Raw genomic sequence first — 20,758 nt, forward strand, 5'->3', positions numbered from 1 at the left:
GACGGGTACACAGGAGGACGGGACGATGGCGGGCGAAGAGCGGGTGGAGCAGGACAGTTCGGTCCCGGCGGACGCGCGCGAGGAGCACGCGCTGCTGGCCGAGCAGATCGAGGAGCACCGCTTCCGGTATTACGTGAAGGACCAGCCGGTCGTCAGCGACGCCGAGTTCGACCGGCTGCTGCGCTCCTTGGAGGCACTGGAGGAGGAGCACCCGGCGCTGCGCACCCCCGACTCCCCGACCCAGAAGGTCGCCGGGCCCTACATCACGGAGTTCACCTCCGTCGAGCACCGCGAGCGGATGCTCTCCCTGGACAACGCCTTCGACGACGAGGAGCTGGCCGCCTGGGCCGACCGCGTCGCCAAGGAGACCGGCACCCCCGACCACCACTTCCTCTGCGAGCTGAAGGTCGACGGCCTCGCCGTCAACCTCACCTACGAGCACGGCCGCCTCACCCGGGCGGCCACCCGTGGCGACGGCCGCACCGGCGAGGACATCACCCCCAACGTCCGGACGATCGCCGAGATCCCGCACCGTCTGAAGGGCGAGGACATTCCGGCGCTCGTCGAGATCCGCGGCGAGGTCTTCTTCCCCATGGAAGGCTTCGAGGAGCTGAACGCCCGGCTGGTCGCCGCCGACGACAAGCCCTTCGCCAACCCGCGCAACGCGGCCGCCGGATCGCTGCGCCAGAAGGACCCCAAGGTCACCGCCACCCGCCCGCTGCACATGGTGGTGCACGGCATCGGCGCCCACGAGGGCCTGAGCATCGACCGCCTCTCCCAGGCCTACGACCTCCTGCACGCCTGGGGCCTGCCCACCGCCCAGCACAACAAGGTCGTCGACTCCCTCGCCGGCGTGCGGGAGTTCATCGCGTACTTCGGCGAGCACCGGCACTCCGTGGAGCACGAGATCGACGGCGTCGTCGTCAAGCTCGACGAGATCCCGCTCCAGGGCCGCCTGGGCTCCACCTCGCGCGCTCCCCGCTGGGCCATCGCCTGGAAGTACGCCCCGGAAGAGGTCAACACCAAGCTGGTCAACATCCGCGTCGGCGTCGGCCGCACCGGCCGCGTCACCCCGTACGCCCAGGTCGACCCCGTCGAAGTGGCGGGTTCCGAGGTCGAGTTCGCCACCCTGCACAACCAGAACGTGGTCAAGGCCAAGGGCGTCCTCATCGGGGACACCGTGGTCCTGCGGAAGGCGGGCGACGTCATCCCGGAGATCCTCGGCCCCGTCGTCGATCTGCGCGACGGCACCGAGAAGCCCTTCGAGATGCCGACCCACTGCCCCGAGTGCGGGACGGAGCTGCGCCCGATGAAGGAGGGCGACATCGACCTCCGCTGCCCCAACGCCCGCACCTGCCCCGCCCAGTTGCGCGAGCGTGTCTTCTACCTCGCCGGGCGCAAGAGCCTCGACATCGACCACTTCGGCTATGTGGCCGCCGCCGCTCTGACCCGCCCGCTGGAGCCCGCCGAGCCCGTCCTGAAGGACGAGAGCGATCTGTTCTCGCTCACCATCGAGCAACTGCTGCCGATTCGGGCGTACGTCCTGGACCAGGACAGCGGGCTGCCCAAGCGCGACCCGAAGACCGGCGAGGAGAAGATCGCGACGGTCTTCGCCAACCAGCAGGGCGAACCGAAGAAGAACGCGGTGGCCATGCTGGAGGGCATCGCCGCCGCCAAGGAGGCCCCCCTCGCCCGGATCCTCACCGGGCTCTCCATCCGCCATGTCGGCCCGGTCGCCGCCCAGGAGCTGGCCCGTCAGTTCCGCTCCGTCGACCGGATCGACGAGGCGACCGAGGAGGAGCTGGCCGCCGCCGACGGCGTCGGGCCGACCATCGCCGCCTCGGTCAAGCAGTGGTTCGCCGAGGACTGGCACCGCGAGATCCTGCGCAAGTGGCGCGAGGCCGGGGTGCGGATGGCCGACGAGGGCTCCGACGAGGACGAGGGCCCCCGTCCCCTCGAAGGACTCACCGTCGTCGTCACCGGCACCCTCGCGGGCCACACCCGCGACGGCGCCAAGGAAGCACTCCAGGCCCGCGGCGCCAAGGTCACCGGCTCGGTCTCCAAGAAGACCGCGTTCGTGGTCGTCGGCGACAACCCCGGCTCCAAGTACGACAAGGCGATGCAGCTCAAGGTCCCCGTGCTCGACGAGGACGGATTCGCGATCCTGCTCGAAGGCGGACCCGAACGCGCCAGGGAGGCCGCCCTGTCCGTCCCGGAAGCCGCGCCCGGGGCCGCCTCGGAGGAGAGCGGCTCATAAACGGGGAGTGACCGTCCGCCGGGGCGCCGTTCGCTTCCCGTTTCCCGGATCGAGACGCCTTCGAGACGATGCCCCGGCGTGGCGCGCTCCGTGCGGGGAAGGAAACGGGGCAGAGGGGTGAAGAAGGGCCGGTCGCTCCCCGAATGGCCCTGCCGTAACACCCGTTCGGGTCAATAGCAGATGGTGACGGGTGGTCGGTTCGCATTCGGGCAAGAGCTGTAGAGCGCTGCCCCTGGAAGCCTTTCGCGGCCTACTGTTGAGAGGCGCGCCCGCCGTGCACGGCCCTCGACCGGGCCGTGGTGCCACGGAAGCGGGCGCCACCGAGGGTCATCGGCACCGCCGGCTGTGAGAGGGACGGAATGAAACCGACCGAGAGCGCCGCCCCGGTGTCGCGGCTGCAAGGTTTCGTCGGCCTTACGCCCCCGGTGGGCGCCGCCGTCGTGGGGATCGCCGCGTTACTGCTGGCGGTCGGGTCCTACCGGACCGTCCAGCAGGGCCACGCGCTCTTCCCGGACGGCGTGGTGGGCTGGTCCCTCGCCGTGCTCACCGGGATCATCGTCGGCCATCTGGTGGCTCTCGGCCGCGACCGGTGGTGGGGCGGCACCGGCTCCGGCGCCGCCCTCACCCTCGCCGTGCTCCTGCTGTACGGCTGGCTGCCCGCCGTCCTGGTCAGCCTCGCCGTCGTCGTGCTCGTCGGGACCGCCCGCCGGCACCGCTGGTGGCAGGGGCTGCTGCACGGCGGGGTCGACATGCTCGGCATCGGCGCGGCGGCGCTGGTGCTGGCCGCGTTCGGCGTGGCCCCCACCGTCGAGGAGCCCTGGCGGCCACTCGACTGGGGCATCGCGGCCGTCCCGGAACTGCTCCTCACCGCGTCGACATACCTGCTCGTCACCCGGGTCCTCCTGTGGTACGCCCAGGCCCCGCACAACGGCGGGCTGCCCACCATCGCCCGGACGGCGATGCTGCGACAGGGACTCGTCGCCGTCGCGCTCCTCGGGCTCGCCCCGCTGATCTGCGCCGTCGCGATGTCCATGCCCATACTGCTGCCGCTCTTCGCGGTGCCGCTGATCGCCCTGGACTCCACCCTCTGGATCGCCCGCGCCCGCGCCGAGGAGCAGCTGCGCGACCCGCTGACCGGGCTGCCCAACCGCCAGTGGCTGCTGGAGCGGACCTGGTCGGCGCTGGAGGACGCGGAGTCCATCGGCACCCGCTCCGCACTGGTCCTCATCGACCTGGACCGCTTCCGCGCGGTCAACGACACCCTCGGCCACCTGGCCGGGGACCGGCTGCTGCTCCAGATAGCGGAGCGCCTGCGGCTCGCCCTGCCGCGCGGGGCGGAGGCGGCCCGGCTCGGCGGCGACGAGTTCGCCGTCCTGCTTCCGCACACCGACTCCACCACCAGCGCCCAGCAGGTCGCCCGCCGTCTCGTCGCCGAGCTGTCCTCGCCGCTCGACCTCGACGGGCTGACCCTCGTGCTGGAGGCCAGTGCCGGGGTCGCCGTCTACCCCGACCACGCCCTGGACGCCGAGGGGCTGCTGCGCCGGGCGGACGTCGCGATGTACCAGGCCAAGCGGGACCGCACGGGCGTGGAGGTCTACGAGTCCAAGCGGGACAGCAACACCCCCGACCGGCTCGGTCTCCTCGGCGATCTGCGCCGGGCGCTGGACGCCGGCGAGGTCGAGCTGCACTACCAGCCCAAGGTCCGCTTCGACGGACAGGTCGCGGGCCTGGAGGCGCTGGTGCGCTGGGTGCACCCGGAGCGCGGCCGGGTCCCCCCGGACGAGTTCATCGCCATCGCCGAGTCCTCCGGGCTGATGCCGCACCTCACGGAGTACGTCCTGGAGACGGCGCTCGCCCAGGTCGCCCGCTGGCGGGCCCAGGGCCTGTGCGTGCCCGTCGCGGTCAACGTCTCCCCGCGCGACGTCCACACCCCCGGCTTCGCCGGAGGCGTCGCGGCCCGCCTCGCCCGCCACGGCGTGCCCGCGGGAGCGCTCCAACTGGAGATCACCGAGCATGTGCTGCTGGAGGACCCGCAGCGCGCCGCCGACACCCTGGCCGGGCTCACCGCGCACGGCGTGAAGATGTCGCTGGACGACTTCGGCACCGGCTACTCATCGCTGGTCCACCTGCGCCGGCTCCCGGTCAGCGAGCTGAAGATCGACCGTTCCTTCGTGGCCCGGCTGGCCGTCGACCACGAGGACGCGGAGATCGTCCGCTGCACCATCGACCTGGCCCACTCGCTCGGCCTGGTGGTCGTCGCCGAGGGCGTCGAGGACGACACGACCTGGGAGCGGCTGCGGGATCTGCGGTGCGACGCGGTGCAGGGCTGGCTGGTGGCGGCCGCGATGCCGCCGCAGGAGACCACGGCCTGGCTGCGGGCGCGCGGCGAGCACGGCTGGCGCAGGCCCGCCGAGCTGAAGGCCCAGGCGGCCGCCGCCGCGGGGTCGGCCACCGCATCGGCGACCGGCTCGATGAACGGGTCGCTCAACGGCGCGGTGAACGGCGCGGTGAACAGCACCGCGGAGACCGACACCCCCTGAAGATCCCGGGGAGTGGAGCCCGCACGGGCGCAGCCCGCTCGGGCCGGGGCACCCGTCCCCCCGAGACCCCATAGGATTAGGGGGCCGGTGGCACATTTCCACCTGCCACAACCACACACCAACCCCTGAGGATCGCTGCATGCCTGGCATCACGCGCGAGGAGGTCGCCCACCTCGCCCGGCTGGCGCGTCTGGAGCTGAAGGGCGAAGAGCTCGATCACTTCGCCGGTCAGCTCGACGACATCATCGGCGCGGTCGCCCGCGTCTCCGAGGTCGCCGACCAAGACGTACCGCCGACCTCCCACCCGCTGCCGCTGACCAACGTCATGCGCGCGGACGAGGTCCGTCCGTCGCTCACCCCCGCGCAGGCGCTCTCCGGCGCCCCGGCCCAGGAGCAGCAGCGTTTCAAGGTGCCGCAGATCCTGGGGGAGGACTAACCGCCATGACGGACATCATCAAGCTCACCGCGGCCGAGATCGCCGCGAAGATCGCCTCCGGCGAGCTGACCGCCGTCGAGGTCACCGAGGCGCACCTCGCCCGGATCGACGCCGTCGACGAGAAGGTCCACGCCTTCCTGCACATCGACCGCGAAGGCGCGCTCGCCCAGGCCCGTGCCGTGGACGCCAAGCGCGAGGCGGGCGAGAAGCTCGGCCCGCTGGCCGGCGTCCCGCTCGCGCTGAAGGACATCTTCACCACCAAGGACATGCCGACTACCGTCGGTTCCAGGATCCTCGAAGGCTGGGTACCGCCGTACGACGCCACGCTCACGCAGAAGCTGCGCGACGCCGACGTCGTCATCCTCGGCAAGACCAACATGGACGAGTTCGCCATGGGGTCCTCCACCGAGAACAGCGCCTACGGCCCCACCGGCAACCCCTGGGACCTCACCCGGATCCCCGGCGGCTCCGGCGGCGGCTCCTCCGCCGCCCTCGCCTCCTACGAGGCCCCGCTCGCCATCGGCACGGACACCGGCGGCTCCATCCGCCAGCCCGCCGCCGTCACCGGCACCGTCGGCGTCAAGCCCACCTACGGCGGCGTCTCCCGCTACGGCATGGTCGCCTTCTCGTCCTCCCTCGACCAGGGCGGGCCCTGCGCCCGCACGGTCCTGGACGCGGCGCTGCTCCACGAGGCCATCGCCGGGCACGACCCGCTGGACTCCACGTCCATCGACGCCCCGGTCCCGCCGGTCGTCGAGGCCGCGCGCAACGGCTCCGTCCAGGGCATGCGCGTCGGCGTCGTCAAGCAGTTCCGCGGCGAGGGCTACCAGGCCGGTGTCCTCCAGCGCTTCGACGAGTCGGTCGAGCTGCTGAAGTCGCTGGGCGCCACGATCGTCGAGCTGGACTGCCCGTCCTTCGACCTGGCGCTCTCCGCGTACTACCTGATCGCCCCGTCCGAGTGCTCCTCCAACCTGGCCCGCTTCGACGCCATGCGCTACGGCCTGCGGGTCGGCGACGACGGCACGAAGTCGGCCGAGGAGGTCACCGCCCTCACCCGCGAGGCGGGCTTCGGCGACGAGGTCAAGCGCCGCATCATCCTGGGAACGTACGCGCTCAGCTCCGGCTACTACGACGCGTACTACGGCTCGGCCCAGAAGGTCCGCACCCTCATCACCCAGGACTTCGAGAAGGCATTCGAGCAGGTCGACGTGATCGTCTCCCCGACGACCCCGACCACCGCCTTCCCGATCGGCGAGCGCGCCGACGACCCGATGGCGATGTACCTCGCGGACCTGTGCACCATCCCCACCAACCTGGCCGGCAACTCCGCCATGTCGCTGCCCTGCGGCCTGGCCCCCGAGGACGGCCTGCCGGTCGGACTGCAGATCATCGCCCCCGCCATGAAGGACGACCGGCTGTACAAGGTCGGATCCGCCGTCGAGGCCGCTTTCGTGGAAAAGTGGGGGCACCCGCTGCTTGAGGAGGCTCCGTCGCTGTGAGTGCCATGGCAAAGAAGGCCAAGAACTTCCAGAAGTCCAAGACGGGCGCGTACATCGCGATCGGCAGTACCGCGTTCGGCGCGATCAGTGTCGTCAAGCAGGCGAAGCTCGCCCGCAACGACAACGACGTGCTGCGGCTCGTCGACGCGGCTGTCTCCGCGGCCGCCATCGTCACCGGACTCGCGATCCTCTATCGCGAACTGAAGCGTCTCGGCGACGACGACGTTCTGCTGGGCTGAGAGGGAAAAGTTTCACCGTGACTGTCACTGACCTGGTGTCGTACGAGGACGCGCTCGCGTCCTACGACCCCGTCATGGGCCTCGAAGTCCATGTCGAGCTCGGCACGAAGACGAAGATGTTCTGCGGCTGCTCCACGGAGCTGAAGCAGGGCGCCAACTCCCAGACCTGCCCGGTCTGCCTCGGACTGCCCGGCGCGCTGCCGGTCGTGAACGAGATCGGTGTGGAGTCGGCCATCAAGATCGGTCTCGCGCTCCACTGCGAGATCGCCGAGTGGTGCCGTTTCGCCCGGAAGAACTACTTCTATCCGGACATGCCGAAGAACTTCCAGACTTCGCAGTACGACGAGCCGATCGCCTTCAACGGCTATCTGGACGTCCAGCTGGAGGACGGCGAGATCTTCCGCGTGGAGATCGAGCGCGCCCACATGGAGGAGGACACCGGCAAGTCGACGCACGTCGGCGGCGCCACCGGCCGTATCCACGGCGCGTCCCACTCCCTGCTCGACTACAACCGGGCCGGTATCCCGCTCATCGAGATCGTCACCAAGCCGATCGAGGGAGCCGGGGCCCGCGCCCCCGAGGTCGCCAAGGCGTACGTCGCCGAGCTGCGCGAGCTGATCAGGGCCCTCGGGGTCTCCGAGGCCCGCATGGAGATGGGCCAGATGCGCTGCGACGTCAACCTGTCGCTGCGCCCCAACGGCACCACCACCTTCGGTACGCGCTCCGAGACGAAGAACGTCAACTCGCTGCGTTCCGTCGAGCGGGCCGCCCGCTTCGAGATCCAGCGGCACGCCGCCGTGCTGTCCTCGGGCGGCACCATCATGCAGGAGACCCGGCACTTCCACGAGGAGGACGGCTCCACCACGGCGGGCCGCATCAAGGACAACGCCGAGGACTACCGCTACTTCCCCGAGCCGGACCTGGTCCCCGTCGCGCCCGCGCGCGACTGGGTCGAGGAACTGCGCAAGGGCCTCCCCGAACTGCCCCGGCTGCGCCGGGCGCGGCTCAAGGAGGAGTGGGGCGTCTCCGAGCACGACATGCAGTCCATCCTCAACGCGGGCGCGGTCGACCTGATCGTCGCCACGATCGAGGCGGGCGCCCCCGCGGACCAGGCCCGCAAGTGGTGGATGGGCGAGCTGGCCCGTAACGCCAACGAGACCGGCCGCGGCCTGGACGAGCTCCCGATCACCCCGGAGCAGGTCGCCCGGGTGGCGGAGCTCGTCGCCCGGGGCGACCTCAACGACAAGCTGGCCCGCCAGGTCATCGAGGGCGTCCTCGCGGGCGAGGGCGACCCGGACACCGTCGTCGAGAAGCGCGGCCTGAAGGTCGTCTCGGACGAGGGCGCGCTGTCCACGGCCGTGGACGAGGCCATCGCGGGCAACGCGGCCATCGCGGACAAGATCCGCGGCGGCAAGGTCGCGGCGGCGGGCGCGCTCGTCGGCGCGGTCATGAAGGCCACCCGCGGCCAGGCGGACGCGGCGCGCGTGCGCGAGTTGATCCTGGAGAAGCTCGGCGTCGAGGGTTGATCACCCGATCGTCCCCGAAGGGGCGGTGCACCCGTACTCACGAACGGGTGCACCGCCCCTTCGGCCGTGATCCGTACGCCGTCGGTGAGCGCCCCTGTACCGCAGAACCTTGAAAGCCCCTGAGAGACCCCCCTGAACACCGTCACCGCCGAGATCGTCTCCTTCGCCCTGCTCCTGGGCGTCCTCGCCTTCGCCGTCCTGCGCCCCCGGGGCCTGCCGGAGGCGACCGTCGCCGTGCCCGCCGCCGTGCTCGTGGTGGCCGTGGGCGCGGTGTCCTGGCCCGAGGCGCGGGAGCAGGCCGGCGAGCTGCTGCCCGTCGTCGGCTTCCTCGCGGCGATCCTCGTGCTGGCCCAGCTCTGTGCGGACGAAGGGCTGTTCCGGGCCGCCGGCGACTGGGTCGCCCGCGCCTGTCACGGGCAGACCCGGCCCCTGCTCGGCGGGGTCTTCGTCGTCGCCTCGCTCATCACCGCCGTCCTCAGCCTGGACGCCACCGTCGTCCTGCTCACCCCGGTCGTCCTCGCCACCGCCGCCCGGGTCGGTGCGCGGCCCCGCCCGTACGTCTACGCCTGCGCGCACCTCGCCAACTCCGCCTCCCTCCTGCTCCCCGTCTCCAACCTCACCAACCTGCTGGCGTTCACCGCGAGCGGTCTCTCCTTCACCCGGTTCGCCGCGCTGATGGCGCTGCCGTGGCTCGCCGCCATCGCCGTCGAGTACGCCGTCTTCCGCCGGGCCTTCCGGGACGACCTGGCCGCCGGGGCGCACGCGCCGGATCCCGAGGCGGAGCGCACGCCGGTCCCCGTCTTCACGCTCGTCGTGCTGGCGCTGACCCTGGCCGGATTCGTCGTGACCTCCTTCGCGGGGGCAGAGCCGCTGTGGGCGGCGCTGGCGGGGGCCCTGGTGCTGGCTGTACGGGCGCTCGCCAAGCGGGAGACCACGCCGCTCGCCGTAGTCCGCTCGGCCAACCCGCTGTTCTGCCTCTTCGTCCTCGCGCTCGGCGTCGTCGTCAAGGCGGTCGTCGACCACGGCCTCGGCGACGGGATCGCCGCCCTGCTGCCGGACGGCGACACCCTGCCCGCCCTCCTCGGCGTCGCTGTGGTCGCGGCCCTGCTCGCCAACCTGATCAACAACCTGCCCGCGATCCTCGCCCTGCTGCCGATCGTCGCCGCCGCGGCGGGGCCCGGACCGCTGCTCGCCGCCCTGATCGGGGTGAACCTCGGGCCGAACCTCACGTACGTCGGATCGCTGGCCACGCTCCTGTGGCGGCGCATCCTGCATGGACACGGAGACGCCCCCGAGCTGGGCCACTTCACCCGGCTGGGGATCGCGACCGTACCGGCGACGCTGCTGGCCTCGACCCTCGCGCTCTGGGGGGCCCTGCACCTCATCGGGGTGTGAGGGAGCCGTCACTTCGGGTTGGACTTTCGGGCCGGACCTCTTGGACGTTCACCACCGGGCCGTGCACAGTCCTTCCCGACGCCACCCGGTCTGACTAGCTTCCCGGCTGTAACCACCGCAACCAGGAGGCTCTCTTGACCACGGACATGTCACGGCGGCGGCTCTTCGCGCTGGGCGGCGGCGCACTCGGCGCCGCTGCGGCCGGATCGTTCCTGCCGCCGTCGCTCCAGGCCGCCATCGCCGCGCAGCCCGCCCACGCGGGGTCCGGCGGCCTCGGGTCGATCAAGCATGTGGTGATCCTGATGCAGGAGAACCGTTCCTTCGACCACTACTTCGGCACCCTGCGGGGCGTACGCGGCTTCGGCGACCGCAACGCCGTCGAGCTGCCCACCGGCGGCACCGTGTTCGAGCAGCCCGGGGCGGCCGGCTCCACCGTGCTGCCCTTCCCGGTGCGCGGCGCGGCCGAGGAGCAGAAGAAGGACCTCCAGTACATCGGCGCCCTGGACCACTCCTGGAGCGGCGGTGCGAAGGCCTGGGGCGGCGGCTGGATGAACGGCTGGATCAGCGCGAAGACCGCGGCCACGATGGCGTACTACGACCGCCGTGACATCCCGCTCCACTACGAGCTGGCCGACACCTTCACCGTCTGCGACGCCTACCACTCCTCCATCCACACCTCCACCAGCCCCAACCGCAACCACCTCTGGAGCGGGAAGACCGGCTTCGAGGCGAACGGGAAACGGGCCGTCGGCAACGACGCGTACAACGAGGGCACCCACCCCGGCTACGACTGGTCCACCTACGCCGAGCGGCTGGAGAAGGCCGGGCGCAGCTGGCGGACGTACACCGAGTGGGAGAACTTCACCGACAACCAGATCGAGTTCTACGCCACCTTCAAGGCGATCGCCCGCAAGGCACTGGCCGAAACCGGCGGCCATACGTACATGGAAGCCTTCTACGCCAAGGTCCGCGGCGCGTCCGAGACCGAGCGCACCCGGCTGATCGGTCTGCTGGACGAGGGCGTCGCCACGCTCACGAAGCACGAGCGCAGCCTGTTCGAGCGGGGGCTGCGCCGGGTCCCCACCGGCACGCTCGCCGACGAGTTCGCCAAGGACGTGGCCGCCGGGACGCTGCCGGAGGTCTCCTATCTGGTCCCCTCGGCGATCGACTCCGAGCACCCGAGCACCTCCTCGCCGGTGCACAGCGCCACCATCGTCTACAAGATCCTGGACGCGCTCGGCAAGCACCCCGACGTCTGGCGGCACACAGCCGTGCTGATCAACTACGACGAGAACGACGGCTTCTTCGACCACGTCCCGCCGCCCGTCGCACCTCCCGAGGTGACCGAGGAGCGCTGGGAGGGCCGCCCGACCGGCCTCGGGATCCGGGTGCCGCTGCTGGTCGTCTCGCCGTGGACCGTCGGCGGTTACGTCTGCTCCGAGGTCTTCGACCACACCTCCGTCATCCGCTTCCTGGAGCGCTGGACCGGCGTGGAGGAGCCCAACATCGGCGACTGGCGGCGCCGCGTCACCGGCGACCTCACCTCGGCCTTCGACTTCACCCGGGCCCGCCGGCAGCCCGCCGTGCAGACGCCCGGGGGGATCCCGCCGTTCGAGGGCCGCTGGCAGCCGAAGCCGCCCGCCGTCCAGCACCTCCCCGAGCAGGAGCCCGGCGTACGCCCGGCGCGCCCGCTGCCCTACCGGCCGGATGCCCAGGCGCGGCGGGCCGACGGCGGGCTGCGGGTGGAGCTGGACAACAGCGGCCGGTCATCGGCGCACTTCGCGCTCTACCCGTACGCGGACGAGTTCCCGGCCCCGCAGCACAAGGACGTCCGGGGCCGCGCGCACTGGACGGTGCCGGTGGCGGGGGAGGCGTACCGCTTCACGGTCACCGGGCCGAACGGGTTCCGGCGCGAGTTCGCCGGACCGGCCGACGGGGGAGCGGAGGTCGCCAGCCGCATCGACCACCGCGACCGCGACATCCACCTCACCCTGCGCAACACCGGCCGCAGGACCCTGACCTTCCTGGTGCGGCCGCTCGGTTACGTCGACGAGGACGACGTACGGGAGTGGACTCGCCGTGTCACGGTCAAGCCGGGCCGCAGCCGGTCGCTGGTGCACTCGGCGGCCGACGCCCACGGCTGGTACGACCTCGACGTCACCGTCGACGGGGAGGACGGCTTCCGGCGGCGGCTCATGGGGCACATCGAGAACGGCCGGGCGAGCGTCTCCGGCTGAGGCGGCAGGGCCTGATCTGTCCCGTATAAGGGGCAGATCAGGCCCTGTGACCATGGCCACGAAACGGACAAACGATCACGATCTGCTGCCAGAGTTGGCGGTCTCAAGGTCATGAGACGTTTACGGGTAGATCACGTTATCTGCGGGTAAAGGTCCACGAACCCGCAGGGAGCTCGTCCGTTGGCTGCCATCGCCCGCTGGTGCATCAGGCACCGTCTCGTCGCCGTTCTCATCTGGCTCGCCGCCCTCGGCGGCACCGCCGCGGCGGCGGGCATCGCCGGTTCGGCGTACTCCAACGACTACGAGGTCCCCGGCACCGAATCCGGCCGGGCCACCGAGCTGCTCTCCCGCGGCTTCACCGACCTCGGCGGCGACACCGACACCGTCGTCTGGCACACCACCGACTCCACGGTCCAAGCCGCCGACGTCGAACAGACCATGACCCGCACGCTCCACGCGATCGAGGACCTGCCGGGCGTCGGCGCGGTCACCGGCCCCTACGGCGCCGCGGGCCCCGGCCAGATCAGCCAGGACGGCCACACCGCCTACGCCACGGTCACCTTCGACCGCCCCGCCGACGAGATCCCCGCCTCCCAGGCGCAGGCCCTCGTCGACACCGCGAAGGCCGCCGAGGCCGACGGACTCCAGGTCGAGCTGGGCGGCACCGCGGTCGCCCTCACCGAAGCGCCCGCCGTCCACTTCGCCGAGGGCATCGGCGTGATCGTCGCGGCCGTCGTGCTCTTCCTCGCCTTCGGCTCGCTGGCCGCCAGCCTGCTGCCCATCGCCACGGCCCTGGTCTCCGTGGGCACCGCCTACGCGGGCACCGTCCTGCTCGGCCACCTGATGACCGTGGCCGACTTCGCCCCGATGCTCGGCATGCTCATCGGGCTCGGCGTGGGCATCGACTACGCCCTGTTCATCGTCACCCGGCACCGCAGAGGACTCCGGCGCGGCATGTCCGTGCCCGAAGCGGCCCAGAACGCCGTCGCGACCACCGGCCGCGCCGTCGTCTTCGCCGGGGTCACCGTCTGCATCGCCCTGCTCGGCATGCTGATCCTGCGGCTCGACTTCCTCAACGGCGTCGCCATCGCCGCCTCGCTCACGGTCGTCCTCACCGTGCTGGCCTCCGTGACCCTGCTGCCCGCCCTGCTCTCCCTCATCGGGATGCGCGCGCTCAGCCGCCGCGAACGCCGGCAGCTCGCCGAACACGGACCGCGCCCCGAACTGCCCACCGGCTTCGCCGCCCGCTGGTCCGCCTTCGTCGAGCGCCACCCCAAGCTCCTCGGCGGGGTCGCGGCCGTCGTCATGCTCGTGCTCGCCCTGCCCGCCCTCGGCCTCCACCTGGGCACATCGGACCAGGGCAACAACCCGGCCACCGCCACCACCCGGCAGGCCTACGACCTTCTCGCCGACGGCTTCGGGCCCGGCGTCAACGGCCCCCTCACCATCGCCGCCCAGCTCGACGGCGCGGACGACCGGCTCGCCCTGGACTCGCTGCCCGAGAAGCTGCGCACCACCGAAGGCGTCGCGTCCGTCAGCCCGGTCACGTACAACAGCGGCGGCGACACCGCCTTCCTCACCGTCGTCCCCGCCTCCTCGCCCCAGTCGCAGGAGACCAGCGAACTGGTCGACCGGATCCGGGGCGACGTGCTGCCGCCGGTCCAGGACAACACCTCGCTGGAGGCCCATGTCGGCGGGGTGACGGCGAGCTACGACGACTTCGCCGAGATCATCGTCGGGAAGCTGCCGCTGTTCGTCGGGGTCGTCATCGGGCTCGGCTGCCTGCTCCTGCTCCTGGCCTTCCGGTCCATCGGCATCCCGATCAAGGCCGCCGTGATGAACGTGGCCGCCGTCGCCTCCTCCTTCGGCGTCGTCGTGGCCGTCTTCCAGTGGGGCTGGGGAAGCGAACTGCTGGGCCTCGGCAGCGCGGGGCCCGTCGAACCCTTCCTCCCCGTGATCATGGTCTCGGTCCTCTTCGGCCTCTCCATGGACTACCAGGTCTTCCTGGTGGGCCGGATGTACGAGGAGTGGCTGGAGACCGGCGACAACCGGCGTTCCGTACGGGTCGGCCTCGCCGAGACCGGCCGGGTGATCAACTCCGCCGCCGTGATCATGATCTCCGTCTTCCTCGCCTTCGTGCTCAGCGGCGACCGGGTCATCGCCATGTTCGGCATCGCGCTCGCCACCGCCGTCGCTCTGGACGCCTTCGTCCTGCGCACCCTGCTGGTGCCCGCCCTCATGCACATGCTCGGCGGGGCGAACTGGTGGCTGCCCGGCTGGCTGGAGAAGCGGCTGCCCCGGATCTCCATCGAGCCGCCCGACTGCGTACCGCTCCATGCGAAGATCCCGGGGGCGCGCGCCACCGAGGAGGGTGTCGCGCAGACGGAGGAGGAACACGATGTTCGCCATATCCCTGGGTGACGACAAGGCGGAACTGCGCCCGCTGGAGGTCTGGCAGGACGAGGAGTTCCTCGCCCACATGGACCGGGCCCGCGAGCTGGTCGACCCCTGGATCCCCTTCGCCTCCTTCGCCACGGACCGGGACTCGGCTCGCGCCCTGCTCCAGCGGTACGCGGAGAAGCAGGCGGCGGACACCGGGCGGCTGTACGGGATCTGGCTGGACGGCACCCTCGTCGGCGGCGTGCTCTTCCGGATCTTCGACACGGCGTCCGGCAACTGCGAGATCGGCGTCTGGCTGGAGCCCGCCGCCCAGGGCCGCGGCCTGATCACCCGCGCCGCAGAGCGTCTGATCGACTGGGCGGTGTACGAGCGCGGCATGCACCGCGTCGAGTGGGACGCCTCCGCCGCGAACACCAAGTCGATCGCGGTCGCGAAGCGGCTGGGCATGACCCGCGACGGGGTGATCCGGCAGAACTACCTCTACCGGGGCGTACGCCACGACTCCGAGATCTGGTCGGTCCTCGCCCCGGAGTGGAAGGCCCGTACGGGGCGCTGAGCCCCGGCGCACGCCCGGCGTTAAGGGGGCTCTCATCCGGGCCCCCTAGCGTGCGCGCATGAACACCACCCCCTCCAAGACGACCAACCCCGACGAGACGGCCGCCGCGGAGGACGCGGCGGCCAAGGACGTCCTGGCGAAGGACACCACCGGTACGCCGTCCGAGGCGGACGGCTCCACCGGGGCCCCCGACGGCCTCGCCGGGCAGCCCGAGGACGACGCGGACGACGCCGTCCAGGACGAGGAGCTGGAGCCCGACCCCTTCGAGACGGCCCGGCACGGCGTCGGCGCGGGCGCGGCGGCCGTCGTCTCCGCCGCCCTCGGCGTCGTCGCCCTGACCGGCGCGTGGACCGGCCGGGTCGCCGCCGAGCGCGAGACGCTCATCGGCCAGATCAAGACCTCCGGCGGCGGCAGCGCGGCCCAGCAGATCTCGGAGATCTACGGGGACGCCTGGCACACCACCGCCCTGGTCAACGGCGTCTTCGCCGTGCTGGCCCTGCTCGTCGGCGTCGTCGTCCTGGTCCGCCCCGCCTTCGGCGCCCCCGCCGACCGGCCGCAGCCCGCCTGGGTCCGCGCGGTCGCCCTGGCCGGTGTCGCCCTCGGCGTCCTCGGTGTGCTGATCTCCGCGGCCATGTACGTCGACCTCTTCGCCTCCCTGCCCAGCGCGGGCACCCCGGCCGGCGGCTGACCGGGCCGACCACCCGCGTAAGGCGGACGGGCCCACCTCCTAAGGCCCCCGCCCACCCCTCGGGCACGGGGCGAGCCCGCCTAAGGCCCCCACCGCCGCGAAGATGCGGAACTCGCCCGATGCCCCACCCCCACCTGGCCGACGACAGTGGACACACAGCGGACACGGGGCTCCGGCCGACCGGTCGGGCCCCTCCGGTCCGCTGCCACGACCAGGAATCAGGGGAACGCCGTGTACGAGTACGAGATCTACCGCTCCACCTCCGCCGAGCTGATCCGCCGGGCCGCCGCCGAGCGCGAGCTCGGCCGGGTCCGCCGTGCCCGCCGGGCCGCCCGCCGTACCGGACGCCAGGATCCGGAGGGGAAGGTGAGGCAGGGCGACCGCGGCCGCTTCGCCCCGGCCGCCTGACGGTGGACCGGCCCGGGACGACTCCCGTGCCGGACTCCGGTCCCGCCGCCGCACCTTCCCCACCGGGCGCGGCGGGCGGGGGCCGTACGGCGAGCGTGATCACCTCGCGCGAAAAGACTCCCGCCGTCTCGTACGCGTATGCGATGCTCAGCGGCGTGGAGACCAGGTCAGTCAGCCCCGTGTTCGTCGGGCGCGCCGAGGAGCTCGCCTCGCTCACCGGGGCGCTCGCGCGGGCCGCTTCCGGCGATCCGCAGGCGCTGCTGATCGGCGGCGAGGCGGGCGTCGGCAAGACCCGTCTGGTCGAGCAGTTCGTCTCGGCGGCCGAGCGGCGGGACGCCGTGGTCGCCGTCGGGTCCTGCGTCGAGATCGGGGCCGACGGGCTGCCGTTCGCCCCCTTCCCGACCGCCCTGCGGGCCCTGCGCCGGGCCCTGCCCGAGGAGATGGCCGCCGCCTGCGCCGGAAAGGAGGGCGAGCTGGCCCGCCTCCTGCCCGAACTGGGCGAGGCCCGCCGGGACGCCACCGACGAGCACAGCATCGCCCGCCTCTTCGAACTCACCGCACGCCTGCTGGAGCAGATCTCCGCCGACCGCCCGGTCGTCCTCGTCCTGGAGGACCTGCACTGGGCCGACGCCTCCACCCGGCATCTGCTCGCCTATCTCTTCCGCACCCTCAGCAGCGGCCGCCTGATGGTCGTCGGCACCTACCGTGCCGACGACATCCACCGCCGCCACCCCCTGCGCCCCCTCCTCGCCGAACTGGACCGGCTGCGCACCGTCGCCCGCGTCGAACTCGACCGGTTCAGCCACGACGAGGTCGGCCGCCAGCTCGCCGGCATCCTCGCCGAGATCCCCGAGGCCGCACTCGTCGACGAGATCTTCGAACGCTCCGACGGCAACGCCTTCTTCGTCGAGGAGCTGGCAGGCTCCCTGGCGTGCTGCGGCGACGGCTCCGGGCTCTCCGAATCGCTCCGCGACCTCCTCCTCGTCCGCGTGGAGGCACTCCCCGAACACGCTCAGCGGATCGCCAGGATCGTCGCCGAGGGCGGCTCCTTCGTCGAACACGAACTGCTGGCCGCCGTCGCCGGGCTCGGCGAGGACGAACTCGACGAGGCCCTGCGCGCGGCCGTCGGCGCCAACCTGCTGCAGCCCGCGCCCGACAACGACGGCTACCGCTTCCGGCACTCCCTGGTCCGCGAGGCCGTCAGCGACGACCTGCTGCCCGGCGAACGCACCCGCGTCAACCGCCGGTACGCCGAAGCCCTGGAGGCCGACCCCTCGCTCGTCCGCGACGACGAACGGGCCACCCGCCTCGCCAGCTACTGGTACTACGCCCACGACGCGGCCAAAGCCCTGCCCGCCGTACTCCGGGCCGCCGTCGAGGCCCGCCGGCGCTACGCCTACTCCGAGCAACTGCGGCTCCTGGAGCGGGCGATGGAGCTCTGGGACGACGTCCCCGGTGAAGTCCTCGCCACCCTGCGCCCCTTCGACTACGCCGAGGTCTACCCGGCCTCCGCCTGCGACCCGGAGAACACGCCGCTGCGCTACCTCGACGTGATGGCCGAGGCTACCGTCGCCGCCCACTTCGGCGGCGACCGCAAGCGCGCCCTGGCCATCTCCAAGAAGGCCATGCGGGTCCTGGCCGCCGAGGCCGACCCGCTGCGCGAGGCATGGTTCCTCGTGCAGCGCAGCCGCCTCGTGCAGGGGCTCGACAAGGGGGACGGCTGGGAGGAGCTGGCCGCCGCCCAGGAGCTGGTGCGCGGACTGCCGCCGTCGTCGGTGCAGGCCGATGTCCTGACGAACGTGGCCAGTTGGAAGGCGCTCCACCAGCCGGGACCGCAGGCGCTCGCGGACAGCGACCGCGCCGTGGAGTACGCCCGGCTCGTCGGCGACGAGTACATCGAGCTGCACGCCCGCCTCACCCGCGGCTGGCTCGTCGCGGACGCGGGCGGCGTCGAGGAGGGCCTCGCCGAGATGTACGCGGTCCGGGACCGCGCCGAACAGCTGCACCTGATGAACCTCCTCGGCCGGGTCAGCGTCAACCTGCCCTCCTCGCTGGAGGCGATGGGCCGTTCGCTGGAGGCCGTCGCCGCCGCCGACCACGGCATCGAGATCTGCCACAGCCACGGTCTGGCCGACTCCGGGGCCTGGGTGTACGCCAACCAGTCCCAGTCCCTGTTCTCCCTCGGGCACTGGGCCCAGAGCGAGAGTGCCGCCGCTTCCGCCGCCCGCCTGGCGCTGGGCCCCCGGGCCAAGGGCCTCGCCGCGCTGCGCCGTACCGAACTGGCCGTCGCCCGAGGGGAGTCGGCCGAGGCGGAGGAGCAGCTCGCCCTGGTCCGCAGGCACTTCGGGCACCGCGACCCGCAGCACCAGCACGTGATCGACCCCGGGCGGCACGGCATGGTGCTGGCCGCCTCCCAGGGCAGGCTCGCCGAGGCGCGGACCGCGTTCGAGGAGCTGGCCAGGGGCGGCTTCCCGCCCGGCACCCAGCGCTACGCCCTGCCGCTGCTCCAGGCCGCCGCCATGATCGAGGCGGACGCCCGCGGACTGCCCGCCGCCGAACCGGACCGTCCGGAGCTGCTCGCCCTGATCCGTCGGTGCGTGAAGGGCCTCCCGATGCTCGTTCCCGTATGGCAGGCCTACGGCGTCTTCATCGAGGCGGAGCTGGCCCGTGCGGAGGGCACGGACACCCCCGACCACTGGGCCCGCGCCGCCGAGGCCTTCGGCCCGCTGTACCGCCCCTACCAACTGGCCCAGATCCACCGCCGCTGGGCTGAGTCCCTGCTCATCGCCCCCGGCGAGCGGTCCACCGCCACCGCCCTGCTGCACCGCGCCCACACGGCCGCCGGAAGGCTCGGCGCGCGCCCGCTCGCCGAGGCGGTCGAACAGCTCGCCGCCCGAGCCCGCATCACCCTCGACGGCTCCGGCACGGAACCCGGCCCCGACGCCGGGATCCATCCGGCCGTCCTGGCCCCCGTATCCGCCGCCGACGGCACCGACCGGCCGCCGGCCGAGGAGGAGGACCCCGCCATCGCCGCAGTGGCGTCCTTCGGGCTGACCCCGCGCGAGCAGGACGTGCACCGGCTGGTCGCGGCCGGACACACCAACCGGCGGATCGCCGAGGAGCTGTTCATCTCCCCGAAGACCGCGAGCGTCCACGTCTCCAACATCCTGGCCAAGCTGGGCGTCTCCAGCCGAGGCGAGGCAGCCGCCCTCGCCCACCGCCTGAGGCTCTACCCGGTGGCGTAGGGCCTTTCGGGCCCCTTGACGCCGCCGGCTCCCCGGCGGCGGCCCGCTACTCCACCTCGACCTGGAGGACCCTGTCGTCCCCGGGCTTCTTCGTGCCGCGCCCGTCCGTGTTGCTGGTGACCAGCCACAGGCGGTCGCTCCCCGCGCCCACCACCGTGCGCAGGCGGCCGTGCTCCCCCTCCAGGAACGCCTGGGGGTCCGCGAGAGGCTCCCCGGCCTTCTCGCCGGAGAGCGGAATCCGCCACAGCCGCTCACCGCGCAGCCCGGCCATCCAGATCGATCCCTGCGCGTACGCGATCCCGCTGGGGGAGGCCTCCGAGGTCTTCCACTGCGCCACCGGGTCGATGAACCCGTCCTCGCCCTCCTCACCCTCGACCTCGGGCCAGCCGTAGTTCCCGCCGGGCTCGATCAGATTCAGCTCGTCCCAGGTGTTCTGCCCGAACTCGGCGGCCCACAGCCGCTTCTCCGCGTCCCAGGCGAGCCCCTGCACATTGCGGTGGCCGTACGAATACACCACCGAGTCCGCCTCCGGGTTGCCGTGCACGGGCTCGCCGTCGGGGGTCATCCGCAGGATCTTGCCCGCCAGCGACTCCTTGTCCTGGGACAGCCCGGTGTCCCCGGTCTCGCCCGTGCCCGCGTACAGCATCTTGTCCGGACCGAAGGCGATCCGGCCGCCGTTGTGGATGCTGCCCTTGGGGATACCGCGCAGCACGGTGTCCGGGGCGCCGAGCTGCTGTCCCGCCGGGCGCTTCTCGTCGTAACTCATCCGGACGATCCGGTTGTCGGACGTGGTCGTGAAGTAGGCGTACACCAGCTGGTCCGCGCCGAACGTGGACGAGACGGCGAGCCCGAGCAGTCCGCCCTCGCCGGCCGGGGACACCCCGGGCACCGAGCCCAGCAGCGTCTGCTTCCCGCTTCCGCCGTCGATCCGGTGGACCGTCCCCTCGTCCCGCGAGGACACCAGCAGATCACCGCCCGGCAACGCGGCCAGACCCCACGGCGACTTCAGGTTCTCCGTCAGCGTCGAGACGACCTTCGCCGAGCCCTTCTCGGGCGGCAGGTCCGCCGACCGGCTCGGCGAGGCCGGGGAAGCGGAGCCCGCGGCGGTCGGGGAACCGGCCGGCCGGCCGGACGCGCCACCGTCCCCGCCCCCGCCGCCGGAACAAGCGGCGGACAGCAGCAGAGCGGCCGACGCCGCCGCGGCCAGCACCCCCCTGCGCACGGCCGGGGACTGCACACGTCCGAACAGAGCACCACGCACGGAACCGATTCCTTTCGACGTTTGCCCGACTACCCGCCCCCACACCGCGTTTCCCCCACAGTGTTCCTCCA

14 protein-coding genes are annotated in these 20,758 nt (G+C 72.2%); 13 read left to right on the forward strand and 1 reads right to left on the reverse strand.

Going from position 1 to position 20,758, the window contains the following annotated elements; translation table 11 throughout:
* Positions 1-25 precede the first annotated feature (25 nt).
* From ligA to RNL97_RS23915, 13 genes are all read left to right on the forward strand, one after another.
* Complete coding sequence (gene ligA, locus RNL97_RS23855) at positions 26-2,257, forward strand: NAD-dependent DNA ligase LigA (protein ID WP_313751179.1); 2,232 nt, start codon at positions 26-28, stop codon at positions 2,255-2,257.
* Between the two features lie 359 nt (positions 2,258-2,616).
* A complete protein-coding gene (locus tag RNL97_RS23860; RefSeq protein ID WP_032765234.1) occupies positions 2,617-4,797 on the forward strand; it encodes a putative bifunctional diguanylate cyclase/phosphodiesterase in 2,181 nt (726 codons plus the stop codon).
* Positions 4,798-4,936: 139 nt separating this feature from the next.
* Positions 4,937-5,233, forward strand: a complete 297-nt coding sequence (gene gatC, locus RNL97_RS23865) for an Asp-tRNA(Asn)/Glu-tRNA(Gln) amidotransferase subunit GatC (RefSeq protein ID WP_003966094.1) — start codon at positions 4,937-4,939, stop codon at positions 5,231-5,233.
* Between the two features lie 5 nt (positions 5,234-5,238).
* Complete coding sequence (gene gatA / locus RNL97_RS23870) at positions 5,239-6,732, forward strand: Asp-tRNA(Asn)/Glu-tRNA(Gln) amidotransferase subunit GatA (RefSeq protein ID WP_030580161.1); 1,494 nt, start codon at positions 5,239-5,241, stop codon at positions 6,730-6,732.
* 5 nt (positions 6,733-6,737) lie between these two features.
* Positions 6,738-6,971 (forward strand): hypothetical protein, encoded by a 234-nt coding sequence (locus tag RNL97_RS23875; RefSeq protein ID WP_030580164.1) that lies wholly within the window; start codon positions 6,738-6,740, stop codon positions 6,969-6,971.
* 17 nt (positions 6,972-6,988) lie between these two features.
* Positions 6,989-8,497, forward strand: a complete 1,509-nt coding sequence (gene gatB / locus RNL97_RS23880; RefSeq protein ID WP_313751180.1) for an Asp-tRNA(Asn)/Glu-tRNA(Gln) amidotransferase subunit GatB — start codon at positions 6,989-6,991, stop codon at positions 8,495-8,497.
* Between the two features lie 153 nt (positions 8,498-8,650).
* The gene (locus RNL97_RS23885; RefSeq protein WP_390332900.1) at positions 8,651-9,892 is read left to right on the forward strand and encodes an SLC13 family permease; all 1,242 of its coding nucleotides are present in this window, start codon (positions 8,651-8,653) and stop codon (positions 9,890-9,892) included.
* A gap of 134 nt (positions 9,893-10,026) precedes the next feature.
* Complete coding sequence (locus tag RNL97_RS23890; protein ID WP_313751181.1) at positions 10,027-12,129, forward strand: phosphocholine-specific phospholipase C; 2,103 nt, start codon at positions 10,027-10,029, stop codon at positions 12,127-12,129.
* 180 nt (positions 12,130-12,309) lie between these two features.
* The gene (locus tag RNL97_RS23895) at positions 12,310-14,550 is read left to right on the forward strand and encodes an MMPL family transporter (RefSeq protein ID WP_243315253.1); all 2,241 of its coding nucleotides are present in this window, start codon (positions 12,310-12,312) and stop codon (positions 14,548-14,550) included.
* Positions 14,528-15,085 carry a GNAT family N-acetyltransferase gene (locus RNL97_RS23900; protein WP_030580179.1) on the forward strand — a complete coding sequence of 186 codons (558 nt, stop codon included), beginning with the start codon at positions 14,528-14,530 and terminating at the stop codon, positions 15,083-15,085. The genes RNL97_RS23895 and RNL97_RS23900 overlap by 23 nt, the downstream gene beginning before the upstream one ends.
* A 58-nt stretch (positions 15,086-15,143) precedes the next feature.
* Entirely contained in the window at positions 15,144-15,773 is a 630-nt protein-coding gene (locus RNL97_RS23905; RefSeq protein WP_243315255.1) for a hypothetical protein, read from the forward strand.
* A 231-nt stretch (positions 15,774-16,004) separates the two neighbouring features.
* On the forward strand, positions 16,005-16,181 hold the full coding sequence (locus RNL97_RS23910) for a hypothetical protein (protein ID WP_199814169.1): 177 nt from the start codon (positions 16,005-16,007) through the stop codon (positions 16,179-16,181).
* Positions 16,182-16,183: 2 nt separating this feature from the next.
* Positions 16,184-19,426 (forward strand): helix-turn-helix transcriptional regulator, encoded by a 3,243-nt coding sequence (locus RNL97_RS23915; protein WP_313751182.1) that lies wholly within the window; start codon positions 16,184-16,186, stop codon positions 19,424-19,426.
* Between the two features lie 46 nt (positions 19,427-19,472).
* Here the strand turns inward: RNL97_RS23915 and RNL97_RS23920 are convergent, their stop codons facing one another.
* Positions 19,473-20,687 (reverse strand): PQQ-dependent sugar dehydrogenase, encoded by a 1,215-nt coding sequence (locus tag RNL97_RS23920; protein ID WP_243315258.1) that lies wholly within the window; start codon positions 20,685-20,687, stop codon positions 19,473-19,475.
* Positions 20,688-20,758 lie beyond the last annotated feature (71 nt).

Origin of the sequence: Streptomyces parvus (genome assembly GCF_032121415.1) — a bacterium.
Taxonomy (GTDB): domain Bacteria; phylum Actinomycetota; class Actinomycetes; order Streptomycetales; family Streptomycetaceae; genus Streptomyces; species Streptomyces globisporus_A.

Bases quoted from the DNA above. Each gene is read 5' to 3' on its own strand.
- ligA (WP_313751179.1), top strand. From the start codon at position 26: ATGGCGGGCGAAGAGCGGGTGGAGCAGGACAGTTCGGTCCCGGCGGAC.
- RNL97_RS23860 (WP_032765234.1), top strand. From the start codon at position 2,617: ATGAAACCGACCGAGAGCGCCGCCCCGGTGTCGCGGCTGCAAGGTTTC.
- gatC (WP_003966094.1), top strand. From the start codon at position 4,937: ATGCCTGGCATCACGCGCGAGGAGGTCGCCCACCTCGCCCGGCTGGCG.
- gatA (WP_030580161.1), top strand. From the start codon at position 5,239: ATGACGGACATCATCAAGCTCACCGCGGCCGAGATCGCCGCGAAGATC.
- RNL97_RS23875 (WP_030580164.1), top strand. From the start codon at position 6,738: ATGGCAAAGAAGGCCAAGAACTTCCAGAAGTCCAAGACGGGCGCGTAC.
- RNL97_RS23900 (WP_030580179.1), top strand. From the start codon at position 14,528: ATGTTCGCCATATCCCTGGGTGACGACAAGGCGGAACTGCGCCCGCTG.
- RNL97_RS23905 (WP_243315255.1), top strand. From the start codon at position 15,144: ATGAACACCACCCCCTCCAAGACGACCAACCCCGACGAGACGGCCGCC.